Source organism: Ideonella aquatica (assembly GCF_018069755.1).
In the GTDB taxonomy this organism is placed as follows: domain Bacteria; phylum Pseudomonadota; class Gammaproteobacteria; order Burkholderiales; family Burkholderiaceae_C; genus Ideonella; species Ideonella aquatica.
Genome location: NZ_JAGQDE010000012.1, coordinates 65,963 through 79,575, shown reverse-complemented (window position 1 = coordinate 79,575; position 13,613 = coordinate 65,963). Strand labels below are relative to the sequence as shown.

The following is a 13,613-nucleotide window of genomic DNA, read 5'->3' as shown; positions in this document are numbered from 1 at the left end:
AGCGCGCGCACGGCGCGCTCCAACAGCGGCCCGGCAGCAGCGCCAGGCAGCGCCACGCTCACGTAGAGCGCGTCAAGCGTGTGCGGGTGGGCCTTGCGGGCAGGCGCGGCGGGGTGGCGGCTGTGGCGCCCAGACATCCTTGGCGGATGGGCGGTCCGGTGCCACGCTCGCCACCAGGAACGGCACCGACCGCGGCTCGGTCGGCGTGCCCAGCATCGGCACGCTCAGTACGCACAGCAGGCAGGATGCACCGTGTGCCTGCGCCGGCGCAGGGTCGTCGCTCGGCGCGGCGGTCCCCGCCACGCTGCAGACTTCGCCCAGGGCCATGGCGACACCGGGCGTCGGCGCCAGACCGGCCAGCGCCATGAGCGTGGGCAGCACGGCCCAGGCCAAAGCCGCAGACCAGACGGTCCAGACCCGGCGACGCAGGAGGGCTCGGCGCGATGACATGGCGCGACTGTAGAAGCCTGGTGGGGTATGAGTCTTGATACGGCGCAATCGTGCCGATCGGACAGCGACGCGGCCGCGCCGAAGGTCAATCAGAAGCCCCTCTGCTCGAGACGCCGTCCATTGACGCCCTCGGCGCGTGGCCCACCACCGTCGGCGAGGCGCAGGTGCGCGACTTCAACGCGCGGGTCGTGTCGGCCGCGCTGCGACACAGCCTCGGTGGCCCCTTTCATGGCCGCTGAGGCCAGATCGGCCTGTGAACCAGGAGACCCCGACGCACTTGACCCTGACCAGAGAACCGCCGTGAACGCCTGCGGCGCCCGGGCAGGCGACGACGCTGCCGCGATCCGCACCCCGCACCGTGCTGATGCAGCCGTTTGATCAGCCCGAAGCGCGGCTACAGGTCGCTCCGGTGGTCACCCAGGGCGAGCACGCGGTGGCCGGCTGAGCCCCGCGGCGCGCCAGCGCCTACCACGTCTCGATGGCCTGGTGCGCCTGGATGCGCAGGGCCGGCACCCGCATCGCTGCCCGCCAGACCTCGTTCTGCCCGCCACCTCACCACGATGGCTGCAAGGGTCCAGTCGCTACGGCCGAGCTGGCGTGGGATGGGACGACGGACCAACGAAACTCGTGCCGCCTGTCATGATGCGTCCATGCGACGTCGACACCTGCTGCTGATTCCTGGCCTGACCGGCTTGAATGGCCTGACGACCGGCTCCGCTCGAGCCCATGACACCCGCGTCGGCGATCTGCTGATCGACCACGCCTATGCGCTGCCCAGCGCGCCTGGCCAGGACCAGGGCCAGGCCCATCTGCGCAAGCTCAGCAACCGCGGTGTCCGGCCCGATCGCCTGCTCGGCGCAAGCACGCCAGTGGCCGCTTCGGTGCTGCTGCAGCGCCATGGCCTGACGGTGCCGGCGATCGAGCTGCCGCCCGGCATCGAGTTGAGCCTGCGCCATGACGGCGAGTGGCGGCTGCTCCTGCAAGGACTGAAGGCGCCGCTGCTGAACGGCCAGCGCTTCGCCCTGCTGTTGCGCTTTGAACAGGCGGGAGAATGCGAGGTGCGCGCCTGGGTGCAGCAACCACGCGGCCCAGGCGGCTCGCAGCACTGAAGAAGGCCCTCCCGATGCAATGCCAGACGCTGGCCAGGACATCTGGTGGCGGCCGGGCAGGTCTGCATCCAGGCCTGCACGCCGCAGGTGGATCACCACGCCGAGTGCAGGCGCTGCCCTGACGCCTGCGCGGCCGCGGTCCAGGCGGCCAACGCGCTGGGTTGATCAGAAACGCATCGCCAGCGTCAGCCGCAGGCTGCGCGGCTCCGCCGGGTGAACGATGCGGTCGTCCACCGGCGCGGCTTCACCGGACAACTGCGACTCGTACCAGTACTGGATGTCGTCCACCTGGCGGTTGGTGAGGTTGAAGACATCCAGTGTCAACGTGGCCGGGCGGCCCAGCCAGTCGCGCAGGTCGCGCGAGGCGCGCAGGTTCAGTGTCGACGAGGGCCGTGTGCGTTGGCTGTTGTCCTCGATAAGCGCACCGCTGCCCAGGTAGCGCCACTGCAGGCTGGCCGACCAGGGCCCGTAGTCTTTCATCGTGGCCGCCACCGAGGCCACATGGTCCACCGCGTTGGGGATGCGCTCGCCGTTGTCGAAGCGGGCATGGGTCCAGGCCAGGTCGGCGTCGATCAGCCAGTGGCGGCTGGGCGTCCAGCGGTTGTTGAATTCGATGCCGCGGCGCGTGCTGGCGCCGCTGGCCTCGGTGGCGCCAGCGTCACCCACATAGACCAGCTCAGAGGCCGAGCGCAGCTGCCACAGCGCCAGCGAGCTCTGCAGCCCCGGCACGGCCTCGGTGCGCAGGCCCAGCTCCCAGCCGCGCTGCGGCACCAGGCCGGGCACCGGATCGACCGCTTCGCCCGTCTTGGGGTCGCGGTGCGCGGTGGTGCCGCGCGCGTCGTTGCTGTGCAGGCCGCGGCCGGCGTTGATGAAAAACTCGGTCTTCGCCCAGGGCCCCAGCACCAGGCTCAGCTTGGGCGAGAGCTGGCGGTCGTTGGCGCGGCCCGTGTTGGCGGCGGCTATGGCGTCGCCCTTGAGGCTGTCGACCTGGAAGCGCGCGCTGTCGGCACGCAGGCCGGCGATGGCCTTGAGCCAGGGCGTGGCCTGCCACGCGGCCTGGGCGTACAGCGCCGCCTGGGTTTGCACCACCTCGTCCTCGCGGGTGGTGGCCAGGATGCGGCGCGCCTGGGTGTCGAACAGGCCGACGCGGATGCGGTCGTGGCGCAGCTGGGCGCCCAGCTCGGTGCGCAGCGCGTCACTGATCTGCCAGGCCTGCGCGGCCTGCAGGCCGTAGACGCTGCGCGCATCCTGCTGCGAGAACTGGTCGCCGGTGGCCGGGCGCTCCAGCGCGTAGGTGAAGTTGGAGAACAGCTTCAGGCGGTAGCGCATCGCGTAGGCCGAGACGCGGGCCTCGCCGGCGTCGTCGGCGCGGTGCCATTCGCCCGACAGGCTGGCGCGTGAGGTGCTGCCGCCGTCGCTGGCGTCCAGCGAGTCGAAACGGCCGAAGGGCTGGCCCAGGTAGGTGCCGGCGTCGATCAGGCGCTGCGGCACCTGGTCGGTGCTGGTCCAGCGGGCGTCGTAGGCCATGGCGCTGGCCGACCAGCCCCGGGTCCGCGAGCCCTGGCTGAGCGTGAGCACGCCATTGCGGCGCTGCAGGTTTTCCGGCACGGTCCAGGGGCCGTCGTTGCCCATCCACTCGACGACGCCGAGCAGCGCGGTGTCGGGGGCCAGCTCGGTCGAGCCGCCGCCCACCGCGCGGCGGTAGCCGTTCTCGCCCAAGGTGAGCTGCACGAAGGGCGCATCCAGCCGCGTGCGGTAGGCGATGTCGGCGGCGCCGGCCGACGCGAAATCACCGTGTGTCGCGAAGGTCGGCCCCTTGCGGTAGGTGATGCGGTCCACCAGCTCTGGGATCAGGAAGTTCAGGTCCGAATAGCCCTGGCCATGGCCGTGGGTGGGCATGTTGACCGGCAGGCCGGCCACGGTGGTGGCGAAGTCGGTGCCATGGTCCAGGTTGAAGCCGCGCAGGAAATACTGGTTGGCCTTGCCGTCGCCCGAGTGCTGGGTGACGATGACGCCGGGCACGAACTCGAGCACTTCACCCGGGCGCAGCGCCGGCCGGCTCTTCAGCAGCTCGGCGCGGATCACGCCCTGCGAGGCGGCCTCGCTGCTGCCCACCGCGTTGTCATAGTGGCGGCCACTGACCTCGACGGTCTGCGGGGCGTCTTCGGCGTGGGTCAGGCCGGCGCAAACGGCAATGGCCGTCCCCGCCAGCGCGTTCAAGCGCAGCGTCTGCATGGGGTGTCTCCGTATCAGGGGTGGGTCATTGGGCGCGTGCGGCGCGCCAGCCACAAGGCCAGGCCGTAGCCCAGCGCGATCACCGCCAGCACCGTGGTGCCGAAGGCCAGTTCACGGCCCTCGGTCCAGGCCTCGAAGGCCGGCGAGGTCCAGCGGGCGATGCCCAGCGCGGCCACCAGCAGGCTCACGCCTGCCACGGCCGCGCCCATCACCCGCGAGGCGACCACGGCGATCTGGTCGGCACGGGCGATCAGCCGCGCGATCCACCAGCCGTTCAGGCCGTCAGTCACCAGCATGCCCAGCACAAACAGGCCGCCGAGCACCAGCGCCCGGCCCACGCCGCCGAACTGCGTGGCGGTGGCGGCAAACAGCGCCGACTGGCTGAGGGTGTCAAAGGACAGCGCGAACAGCGCACCCACGCCGGCCACGCCCAGCGGGCTGCGCGCCTGCGCCAGCCGGCCCAGCCAGCGGCCCTTCAGGCCCACCGGCGCCACCAGCTCGCCCGGCGCCGCCGCCAGCACCGCTCGCAGATTGACCACGCCCAGGCCCAGCAGAAAGACGATCGACACCGCGCTGCCAAAGCCATCCACCCACTCGGGCGGCACCCACTGGGCGCTGGCCGAGCCCACCAGCGCGGCGATCAGCAGCACCACCGCGCCATGGCCCAGCGAGAACAGCGCGCCACAGCCGCCCGCAAAGGCAGCGCCGCGGCGCCGGTTCAGGCGCGTCAGACCGTCGATGGTGGCCAGGTGGTCGGCATCAAAGCCGTGGCGCATCCCGAGCAGGAAGACCAGCGCACACAGCGCGGTCCAGTCAGTGGGCAGGTCGTGCATGGGGTGAGAGTATGAAGATTCTCAGCATCTTCATACAAGTTGCGTGCCAAGCATGTACGCACGCATCGCCGCCTCGGATGCAGCCATGAACCCTGGGGAGAACCCCCGGTCAGCAGGCTGCCGATCTGGACACCAGCGCGGTCAGGGCCTGATCAGCGGCGCAGAGGCCCGCTGGCCGGCACCAGATGGGCGTGGCCGTGGCCGTGTTGCTCGACCATCGGCACCAGGTGCAGCTGGCCGTGGCTGACGCCGGGTTGCGCGATCACCGCATCGGCGAAAGCCTGCACAGCGTGCGCCGGGCCACGCAGGATCACCACCTCCACGCAGTGCTCGTGGTCCAGGTGGGCATGCGTGGTGGACACGGTCAGCTCGTGGTGCTCGTGCTGCAGGTCGGTCAGGCGTGCCGCCAGCTGGCGCTGGTGGTGGTTGTAGACGTAGCTGAGCGTGGCGATGCAGGGGCCATCCGGGTGCGCCGCCTGATGGGTGCGACCCAGCTCGGTGCGCAGCAGGTCGCGGAAGGCTTCGCTGCGGTTGGCGTAGCCGCGCTCGCGGATCACCGCCTCGAAGGCCTCGGCCAGTTCGTCGTCGACCGAGATCGTCAGGCGCTGCATGCTCAGCCGATGCGGTCCAACGCGCCGGCCAGCGAGGCCACGCTGCGCTCCACATTCGCCAGCTTGTCCAGGCCGAACAGGCCCAGTCGGAAGGTCTTGAAGTCGGCGCCCTCGTCGCATTGCAGCGGCACGCCGGCGGCCGTCTGCAGGCCCTGGGCGATGAACTTGCTGCCGTTCTGGATGCCGGGGTCCTCGGTATAGCTGACCACCACGCCGGGCGCCTGGTAGCCGGGCGCGGCCACCGGCCGGATGCCGCGGCCTTCCAGCATCGCGCGCACCGCGCGGCCCAGCGCCCACTGCTGCTCCTTAAGCACCGCAAACCCACGCTGCTCCATCTCGGCCATCGCATCACGCAGGCGCGTCAGCGCGCCGGTGGGCATGGTCGTGTGGTACGCATGACCGCCGGCCAGGAAGGCCTGCATGATCTGGTGCCACTTTTTCAGGTCGGCGGCAAAGCTGGTGCTGGTGGTCTCGTCCAGGCGCTTGAGGCCGCGCTCGCCCAGCATCACCAGTGCACAGCCGGGCTCGGCGCTCCAGCCTTTCTGCGGCGCGCTGACCAGCACGTCGATGCCCAGCGCCGCCATGTCCACCCACACGGTGCCGCTGGCAATGCAGTCGAGCACGAAGATGCCGCCCACCGCGTGCACCGCGTCGGCCACGGCCTTCAGGTAGTCGTCGGGCAGGATCATGCCGCTGGCGGTTTCCACATGCGGCGCGAAGACCACTGCCGGCTGCTGGTCGGCGATCGCGGCGCGCACTTCCTCCAGCGAGGCCGGCGCCCAGGGCTGCTGCGCGCCGGGGCCCACCGGGCGGGCCTTGAGCACGCGCTGCTCGGACGGGATGGCGCCCATGTCCAGGATCTGCGTCCAGCGGAAGCTGAACCAGCCGTTGCGCAGGACCAGCACCTTCTGGCCGGTGGCAAACTGGCGCGCCACCGCTTCCATGCCGAAGCTGCCGCTGCCGGGGATGACCACCGCTGCCTCGGCGCCGTAGACGGCCTTGAGCGTGCGCGAGATGTCGCCCATCACGCCCTGGAACTTCTTCGACATGTGGTTCAGGGCGCGGTCGGTGTAGACCACCGAGTATTCGAGCAGGCCGTCGGGGTCGATGTCGGGCAGCAGGCCGGGCATGGGTGTCTCCAGGGTTCTTGTCAGGGCAGGTTGAGCGCGATCAGCGGCCCAGCTTAGCACTGCCCGCGTCGCCCTCAGTCACAGCGGGGACGTGCCGAGCCGGGCGGCTGAGCCAGCCATTCCTCGGTACGCGCCACGCCACGCAGGTAGGGTTCGTTGTAGGCCCGCACCCTCACCGAGGTGGCGCAACTGGCGCTGCTGCCGAGCTCGGCATGGAGGTGATGGCGCGGTGTCTGGTCGTGCCGATACTGCTCCACCAGGGCCAGCGACACGCCGCCCTGCCGGTCGGCTTGCCGTTCCAGGCGAAACGGCCGCACCACCGCCGTCTGCAGCAGCACGCCACCGGCGGGCATCATGTGGCCACCCACCGACTTGTCGTAGCAAGCCATCCAGGCGGCACTCAGGCGCGCCTCGACCTCGGCTGCGGGCAGCGGCGAACACAGCGTCGCCGACTGGCTGGTCGGGTGCTGGCCGAAGCTCTTGTCGACGTCGGCACAGCCACCCAGCCCCAGCAGGGCGGCCGCGACGAGCCAAGCCGGCCGGCCGCTACGCACAGGACAGCTCCATGGCGCCGCCACACTTGTCTGTTGATGCATGCTGTCTCCCTGAGGTTTGCATTGGATCAGCGCATCAGCTTAGCACCGCCGCTCAGCGGTTCCAGGCGCTACGATGGTCTCATCCCCACTGCCAGGAGATCCCATGCGCTACCTGCTCCCCGTCGACGGCAGCCCGGCCGCCCTGGCCGCGGTGCGCCACGCGATCGGCCTGAAGCTGGCCGGTCTGTCGATCACCGTGGTGCTGGCCAATGCCCAGGAGCCACCGCACCTGTACGAGGTGGTGCTGGCGCCTGACCCCGCGCTGCTGGACCGCGCCAGCGAGGGCGCCGGCCACCATGCGCTGCAGGCCGCCGGCCAGATGCTGCAAGGCGCCGGCGTGCCCTACACCGAGGTCGTGGTGCACGGCGAGCCGGCCACGGTGCTGCGCGATCTGGCCGAGTCCGAAGACTGCGACGGCGTGATCGTCGGTGCCGGCCAGCCCGGCCTGATCGACAGCGGCCGACTGGGCAGCGTGGCCCAGGCGCTGCTGCACCACGCCGGCGTGCCGGTCACGGTGGTGCACGCGCCGGACGAGGACGCGTAGGGTTCAGAGGCTGAGCGTTTTTCGATCGTGCCCGACAGGCGCCTGCAAACGCCTCCGATCGAGGCGCAAAGCACAGCCATAGCTCGGGCTATGGCGAGCATTTGCAACGACGAGCGGGGGCGTTTTCAGGTGCAGGGCGGGCATGAGTGAAAGACTCTCAGCCTCTCAGCCCACCCGCTCCCAGTCCATGGACCAGTTCAGCGCCCAGCTGCGCCCGCCGTCGTGCGAGCTGCCTTGCTGCCAGCGGCAGCTGCGCGGCGTGATGCGGTCCCATACGCCGCGGTAGATCACCGGCCGGCCTTGGTCCTGGTCCTCGTACTCGAAGATCCCGGCGCCGTCCTCGAAGCTGCCGGGCTGGCCGGGGCTCACCAGCACGCCGCTGGCCGCGCCGACCCAGAAGTCGCTCCACTGCGACTGCTGCACGTCCAGCAGCCGCAGGCCCATGCCCGAGAAACGCCGCGCCGGGATGCGCAGCTCCTCGATCGAGGCCAGGCCACCCAGGATGCTGAAGCAACTGGCCTCGCCCTCGAAGCCATCCCAGCCCAGGCCGGCGCGCAGGCGCTGCTGGCGGATGCGCCAGTGGCCATCCAGAAAGCTGAACTGTCCTGGCCGTCCCGGGCTGCGCTGGCGCATCGGCGGCCGCAGCATCGCCGGCCCGGCCTCGGGGGCTTCGGTGGGGTGAAAAGGCACGGGCTCGGGCGGCGCTGCGGCCGCCGATGCGGCGGGCGCAGCGCCGGCCAGAGCCATGGACGCCAGGGTCTGCAGCAGCTCGCGGCGGTCGGGGTCGTCGGTACTCATCAAGGCTCCTGAGGGTGGTATGTCCGCCATGCTGCACGCCTATTCATGACAGCTCATGTCATGATGACTGGCCATGCGCGCCAGCCGCCTGTTGTCGATCCTGATCCTGCTGCAGCTGCGCCAGCGGCTGACGGCCGAGCAGCTGGCGGACGAGTTCGAGGTCTCGCCGCGCACCATCCACCGCGACATCGAGGCGCTGTCAGCAGCCGGCGTGCCGGTCTACGGCGAGCGCGGCCCGGGCGGCGGTTTCCAGCTGCACGCCGGCTGGCGCACCCAGCTGACCGGCCTGGACGCCGACGAGGCCCGCGCCCTGCCGCTGCTGACCCTGCCCGCCGCCGCCCGCGAGCTGGGCCTGGGCGACGCCGCCCGTCGCGCCGGCGCCAAGCTGCTGGCCGCGCTGCCCGGCGACACGGCCACGCTCAGCGGCCGGCTGCAGACCTGCTTGCATGTTGATCCGCTGGGCTGGTACCACGCGCCCGACGCGGTGCCGCAGCTGCCGGCGCTGGCCCGCGCGGTGCTGGAGGCTCGACGGGTGCGGATCGAGTACCTGAGCTGGAAGGGCCCACGCCGCTACCACGCCGATCCCTTGGGCCTGGTGCTCAAGGCCGGCCAGTGGTATGCCGTGGTGGCCTGCGGCGCGCGCACGATGACGCTCAAGGTGATGCAGGTCCAGGCGCTGGAGGTGCTGGACGAGGTGTTCCAGCGGCCCGCGGACTTCGATCTGCAGCGCTGGTGGCAGGCGTCGATCGAGCGCTTCGAGCGCGAGCTGCGGCCGCTGCGCGCCACGCTGCTGGCCTCGCCCGAGGGCTGTCGGCGACTGGCCGAGCTGGGCCACTATGCGGCACAGGCCGTGGCGCGCGCCTCACCGGCCGCACCGGGCACCGTTTGGCGGCGTCTGAGCCTGCCGATCGAGAACATCGAGCAGGCCGCACGCCTGGTGATGGGCCTGGTGCCCGAGCTCGAGGTGATCGAGCCCGCGCCGCTGCGCGATCAGGTCGCCCGCTGGTGCCGGGCGCTGGCGCGCCGGCACCAGGTCCCCAAGGTCTGACGGGGCCTGACCCTCACTGCCCCGGTGGGGGCTGCCACAGCTCGACCTTGTTGCCCTCCGGATCCATGACCCATCCGAACTTGCCGTATTCGGACTCCTCGACCTTGTCCATCACCTCGCAGCCATCGGCGCGCAAGGCGGCCAGCAGACCCTGCAGGTCCTCGACGCGGAAGTTCACCATGAAGGCCGCGGTGCTCGGCTCGAAGTAGCGCGTGTCATGCTTGAAGGGGGTCCAGATCGTCGTGCCCGAGCCGGCGGGGCTGTCGTCCGCCCAGCGGAACGCCACGCCCCCCCAATCATCAACCGCCAGACCCAGGTGGGTGCGGTACCAGGCCCCCAGGGCCTGCGGGTCGCGGGCCTTGAAGAAAATGCCGCCGATGCCGGTGACGCGTCTCATGGCCGACTCCTGTCTGCTGGGTGAAAGTGCTGCAGACCATCGTAGCCAATTGACCCAGGCAGCGCCAGCCGCGTGCAGGTGATGCGATAGTTGGGGCCCGCACACCAGACACGGTGGCCCAGCCGGACAGTCGATCACCCACGCCCGCACCAACACGCCCGCACCAGCACGCCCGCACCATCACGCCCAGATGCCCTCGGTCCAGCGCTTCGCCTTCGGCCCCTTCGAACTGGACATCGCCCAGCGCGAACTGCGCCACGACGGCCAGCCCGTGGCGCTGGGGCCGCGCCTGTTTGACCTGCTGCACCTGCTGGTCGAACAGCGCCACCGCGTGGTGGCGCGCGAGGAGATCCTGGCGCGCGTATGGGCAGGCCGGGTGACCTCGCCCGGCGTGCTGCCGCAGGCCATGCTGAAGCTGCGCGGGGCGCTGGAGCGTGGTGCGCCGACCGAGTGGTTCAAGAGCGCGCGCGGCGTGGGCTACCGCTTCGTCCATCCGGTGCAGGAACTGGACCCCGCCGGCGCACCCCGGGCGCCGCGCGCCGCGCCGGTTCCGCGCAGCGGCAGCCTGCGCGTGGGCATGCTGCCGTGCATGAACTACACCGGCGACCCGGCACTGCAGTGGTTGTGCCTGGGTCTGCCCGCGCTGGCCGCGCAGATGCTGGAGGCCGACACCCGCCTGTCGCTGATCGGCAGCGCCACCATGGCCGACTACGCCCGCGCGGCCCAGGAACCCGCGCCCGCCGATGACCTGGCACTGCGCGCGCTGCGTGAGCTGGGCCTGGACGTGGTGGTGCAAGGTCGCCTGACCCGCCAATCCGGCCTGTTGTGGCTGCATGGCGATCTGGTCTTCAGCGATGGCCGCCGGGTGCCGGTGACCAGCCTGCGCGGCCCGCACTGGCACTCGCTGGCGATGCGCTGGGCGGAGTCGGTCCAGGAGCTGCTCACCTCAGGCTCGGGAACGGCCCTGACGACGATCTCGCCCGACCCCTTCGTGGTCGAGGCCTTTGCCCGCGCCTGCGAGCTGTTCCTGCGCGGCGAGTACGCCAAGGCCCGGCCGCTGCTGCAGGTGGTGCACGACCTGGAGCCGCAGCAGCCCGACGTGCAGCTGCAGCTGCTGCGCACCAAGTTCGTGATGAACGATCCGTCGGCGGTGCCGTTCGGCGAGCAACTGGTGGCCTGGCTGCAGCGCCAGGGCGCCCGGCCAGCGCTGATGGCGCCAGCCCACCTGGCCCTGGCCCTGGCCTACACCCAGCATGCCGGCGACCGGGCGGCGGCCGGGGTGCACGAGCAACTGCGGCTGGCACTGAGCCAGTGCCAGGGCCAGGGCGATCAGGACTGGGCCCTGATGGTGCGCCTGAACGCCGCCGTGCTGCAGGGCCGCAGCGGTGAGCTGGCCGAGGCCGAGCTCGAGTTCAACGAGGTCATCCGCCAGTGCCGGCGCTGCGGCAACCTCAAGCGCTTGGGTCAGTCACTGACCGGGGCGTCGATGTTCGATCTGCTGGGCGGCCAGCTGGCCCTGGCCCGCCAGCGCCTGGAAGAGGCCATGGACATCTGGCAGCGGCGCGTGCCGCATGTGCGCTCGGCCATCCACACCGAGCTGAGCCTGGTCGAGGCCGAAGGCCTGATGGGCTGCCTGGACTCGGCCATGGACCATGCCGACCGGGCGATGGCCGCTCTCGAGACCGAGGGCTTCCTGCCCTATCTGGGGTCGGCGCTGACCACCGCCGCCTACCCGCTGTTGGACCGCATGGACCTGGCGCGCGCCCGGCGCCTGCTGGCGCTGTACGGTGCGCAGCCCGAGTTGCAGCATCCGCTGGTCGAGTGCGGCCGCGCCGGCGTGCAGGGCATGGTCCACCTGCTCAGCGGCAACGTCGACGCGGCCCAGCAGGCCTGGGCACTGGTCCACGCCAAGGCCGAGGCTGCCAACGGGCCCGGCTTTGCCGTCTGGCGCGCCTGGAGCGTGCCGCTGCTGCGGTTGGCGCTGCGCCACGGGCTGCAGACACTGCGTCGGCCGCTGGAGGCCGCCTTGCGCGCCCACCGCTGCCTGGCGCGCGATGTCGAGCTGCGCGGCGTGCTGGCGCATGTGGCGGCCGCTGACGCACTGGCTGACGACCGCCGCGATGAGGCCGCGGCCTGCCTGGCCGAGCTGTCCCGGCATCCCGATCGAGGCCATGAGCCAGCGCTGGCTGCGCTGGACCTGGCCTGGCTGCATCTGGAGGACGCCCGGCTGGACCCGGCCCAGGACCTGCTCTCGCGCCTGGGCCCCTGGGCCGACCAGCACCCCCTGGGCCGGCTGCTGCAGGCCCGCCTGCGGCAGGCGCACGGCGACATCTCAGGCGCCGTCGAACAGCACGCGCAGGCCCGGGCGCAACTGGCCGGTGCACAAGCCTCCTGGCTGGCCGCATGGCCCGACGCCCGCCAGCGCGCGCCACGCTTGCCGCGCCTGCTCAGTGCGCTGCACTTCGAGCCCTACAGCGGCGTCAGCTGATCGCCAGGTGCCGGCCGGCAGCCGTCGGCGATCGATGGCCCGTTCTCGCGCAGCACCACCTGCCGACCGTTGTGGCAGATCTCAAGGCGTTGCGCCTGCGGGTAGCGCTGCAGCACGAAATCCTCGATCGAGCTGGGCAGGCTGACCTGCCACAGGCCCTGCTGCAGCGGCTCGCGCGGCTGACCCGCGCTGCGCACCCAGGGGATGAAGGGCGCCAGGCCCTGCAGCGCGCCGGTCTCGATCCGCGCGGGCTGGTAGCCAGCAGCGGCCAGCCAGGCCTGGGCGCCGGCCCGGCCCGGCGGCGCGCCCCAGGCGCGGGCCATCAGCTCCAGCAGCCACTGGTTGCAGTTCTGGTCGCTCAGGTCGAAGGGATAGCTGGCCGCGTTGTAGCGCGGCTCCAGCACGCTCAGCGCAGCGGCCTCGTCCAGCGCTGTGCGCGCCAGCGCCGCAGCCGCCTCGGGAGGCAGCAGCAGCAGGGACACATAGCCTTCTTCGGGATCGGCAAAGTCCAGCACAAAGCCCGGCAGGCCCTGGTCAAACACCCGCGAGCGCTGTTCCTCGCAGGCGAAGTACAGCTGGCGCACCGCCCAGGGCGCCAGCGGGTTGTCGCGCAGCGCGACACCGGCATGCGAATAGCGCTGGCCCAGCCAGTGCAGGTTGGTGCCCGAGCGCGAGACCAGCACCGCCGACGCCCCCGACTGCCGCAGCCGCTCGCGCAGCACCGCCCCGAAGCGCAGCAGGCGGTCGTGCTGGGTGGCGTTGGGTTGCAGCGGCTGGCTGCACCAGGCGGGCCAGCGCGCCTGCACCGCAGACGCACACAGCAGCGCCAGCGCCGCCGCCGCCAGCGCGCGGCGCCAAGGCATGGGGCTCAGAGGGCGCGCGTCTGCAACTCGGCGTGCCAGTCGTCGGCCACCACCAGGAAGAAGGCGGCCTGCGTGGCCGCACTGCGCAGCTCGGTGCCATAGGGCCGATCGGTGGCGCTGACCACGCCACCCACCGCCAGCTGGCCGGCCTGCGCCGCAGCCGGCGGCAGCAGCAGCGCAAAGTCCTGCGCCGGGTGGCCATCGATCGCCTGCAGGCTCACCCGCAGCCGACCGGCGGCATCACCCGCCTCGGCAATCTGCATGATGCGGTACTCGCCCTGGGCCACCTGCGCAGGACGGCTGGACGAGTTGCTCGAGCCCTGCACCGAGTCGGAACTGCTGCCCAGCGAAGCCGAGCCCGCCGACGAGGCCGATGAAGCAAAGCTCTCGGCCCGGGCGGGTGCGGTCGCCACGGCCCCCAGCAGTGCGGCGGCGAGACACAGTCGAACAGCGTGCATGGCAGGCTCCTGGCAGATCAGTCAATATGAGCCGCAAGCATACCTGCCCGCCA

The 13,613-nt window shown here is 71.4% G+C and carries 14 protein-coding genes; 4 read left to right on the top strand and 10 right to left on the bottom strand.

Going from position 1 to position 13,613, the window contains the following annotated elements; genetic code table 11:
* Positions 1-72: 72 nt before the first annotated feature.
* Complete coding sequence (locus KAK06_RS14340; protein ID WP_210802804.1) at positions 73-450, bottom strand: hypothetical protein; 378 nt, start codon at positions 448-450, stop codon at positions 73-75.
* A gap of 650 nt (positions 451-1,100) precedes the next feature.
* Between KAK06_RS14340 and KAK06_RS14335 the strand changes: the two genes are divergently transcribed.
* Positions 1,101-1,559 (top strand): copper chaperone PCu(A)C, encoded by a 459-nt coding sequence (locus KAK06_RS14335; RefSeq protein WP_210802803.1) that lies wholly within the window; start codon positions 1,101-1,103, stop codon positions 1,557-1,559.
* A 165-nt stretch (positions 1,560-1,724) separates the two neighbouring features.
* Here KAK06_RS14335 and KAK06_RS14330 read toward each other — a convergent pair whose 3' ends face one another.
* The 5 genes from KAK06_RS14330 to KAK06_RS14310 form a co-directional block, all read right to left on the bottom strand.
* Entirely contained in the window at positions 1,725-3,794 is a 2,070-nt protein-coding gene (locus KAK06_RS14330; protein WP_210802802.1) for a TonB-dependent receptor, read from the bottom strand.
* A 14-nt stretch (positions 3,795-3,808) separates the two neighbouring features.
* Positions 3,809-4,627, bottom strand: coding sequence for a HoxN/HupN/NixA family nickel/cobalt transporter (locus tag KAK06_RS14325; RefSeq protein ID WP_210802801.1), 819 nt, complete (start codon positions 4,625-4,627; stop codon positions 3,809-3,811).
* 152 nt (positions 4,628-4,779) lie between these two features.
* Positions 4,780-5,238, bottom strand: coding sequence for a nickel-responsive transcriptional regulator NikR (gene nikR, locus KAK06_RS14320; RefSeq protein ID WP_210802800.1), 459 nt, complete (start codon positions 5,236-5,238; stop codon positions 4,780-4,782).
* Between the two features lie 2 nt (positions 5,239-5,240).
* Positions 5,241-6,368: an aminotransferase class V-fold PLP-dependent enzyme gene (locus tag KAK06_RS14315; RefSeq protein ID WP_210802799.1), complete on the bottom strand. Its 1,128-nt coding sequence runs from the start codon at positions 6,366-6,368 to the stop codon at positions 5,241-5,243.
* 74 nt (positions 6,369-6,442) lie between these two features.
* Entirely contained in the window at positions 6,443-6,922 is a 480-nt protein-coding gene (locus tag KAK06_RS14310) for a hypothetical protein (protein WP_210802798.1), read from the bottom strand.
* Between the two features lie 145 nt (positions 6,923-7,067).
* On the opposite strand from KAK06_RS14310, the gene KAK06_RS14305 reads away from it, so the two are divergent.
* Positions 7,068-7,508 carry a universal stress protein gene (locus KAK06_RS14305; RefSeq protein ID WP_210802797.1) on the top strand — a complete coding sequence of 147 codons (441 nt, stop codon included), beginning with the start codon at positions 7,068-7,070 and terminating at the stop codon, positions 7,506-7,508.
* 165 nt (positions 7,509-7,673) lie between these two features.
* Here KAK06_RS14305 and KAK06_RS14300 read toward each other — a convergent pair whose 3' ends face one another.
* A complete protein-coding gene (locus tag KAK06_RS14300) occupies positions 7,674-8,306 on the bottom strand; it encodes a hypothetical protein (protein WP_210802796.1) in 633 nt (210 codons plus the stop codon).
* Between the two features lie 73 nt (positions 8,307-8,379).
* Between KAK06_RS14300 and KAK06_RS14295 the strand changes: the two genes are divergently transcribed.
* Complete coding sequence (locus tag KAK06_RS14295) at positions 8,380-9,354, top strand: helix-turn-helix transcriptional regulator (RefSeq protein WP_210802795.1); 975 nt, start codon at positions 8,380-8,382, stop codon at positions 9,352-9,354.
* Between the two features lie 13 nt (positions 9,355-9,367).
* Here the strand turns inward: KAK06_RS14295 and KAK06_RS14290 are convergent, their stop codons facing one another.
* Positions 9,368-9,751 carry a VOC family protein gene (locus KAK06_RS14290; RefSeq protein ID WP_210802794.1) on the bottom strand — a complete coding sequence of 128 codons (384 nt, stop codon included), beginning with the start codon at positions 9,749-9,751 and terminating at the stop codon, positions 9,368-9,370.
* Positions 9,752-9,941: 190 nt separating this feature from the next.
* Between KAK06_RS14290 and KAK06_RS14285 the strand changes: the two genes are divergently transcribed.
* Positions 9,942-12,239 (top strand): winged helix-turn-helix domain-containing protein, encoded by a 2,298-nt coding sequence (locus KAK06_RS14285; RefSeq protein WP_210802793.1) that lies wholly within the window; start codon positions 9,942-9,944, stop codon positions 12,237-12,239.
* Here KAK06_RS14285 and KAK06_RS14280 read toward each other — a convergent pair.
* Positions 12,221-13,102, bottom strand: coding sequence for a DUF2145 domain-containing protein (locus KAK06_RS14280; RefSeq protein WP_210802792.1), 882 nt, complete (start codon positions 13,100-13,102; stop codon positions 12,221-12,223). The two genes, KAK06_RS14285 and KAK06_RS14280, sit on opposite strands and share 19 nt — an antisense overlap.
* 5 nt (positions 13,103-13,107) lie before the next feature.
* Positions 13,108-13,560 carry a hypothetical protein gene (locus KAK06_RS14275; RefSeq protein WP_210802791.1) on the bottom strand — a complete coding sequence of 151 codons (453 nt, stop codon included), beginning with the start codon at positions 13,558-13,560 and terminating at the stop codon, positions 13,108-13,110.
* Positions 13,561-13,613 lie beyond the last annotated feature (53 nt).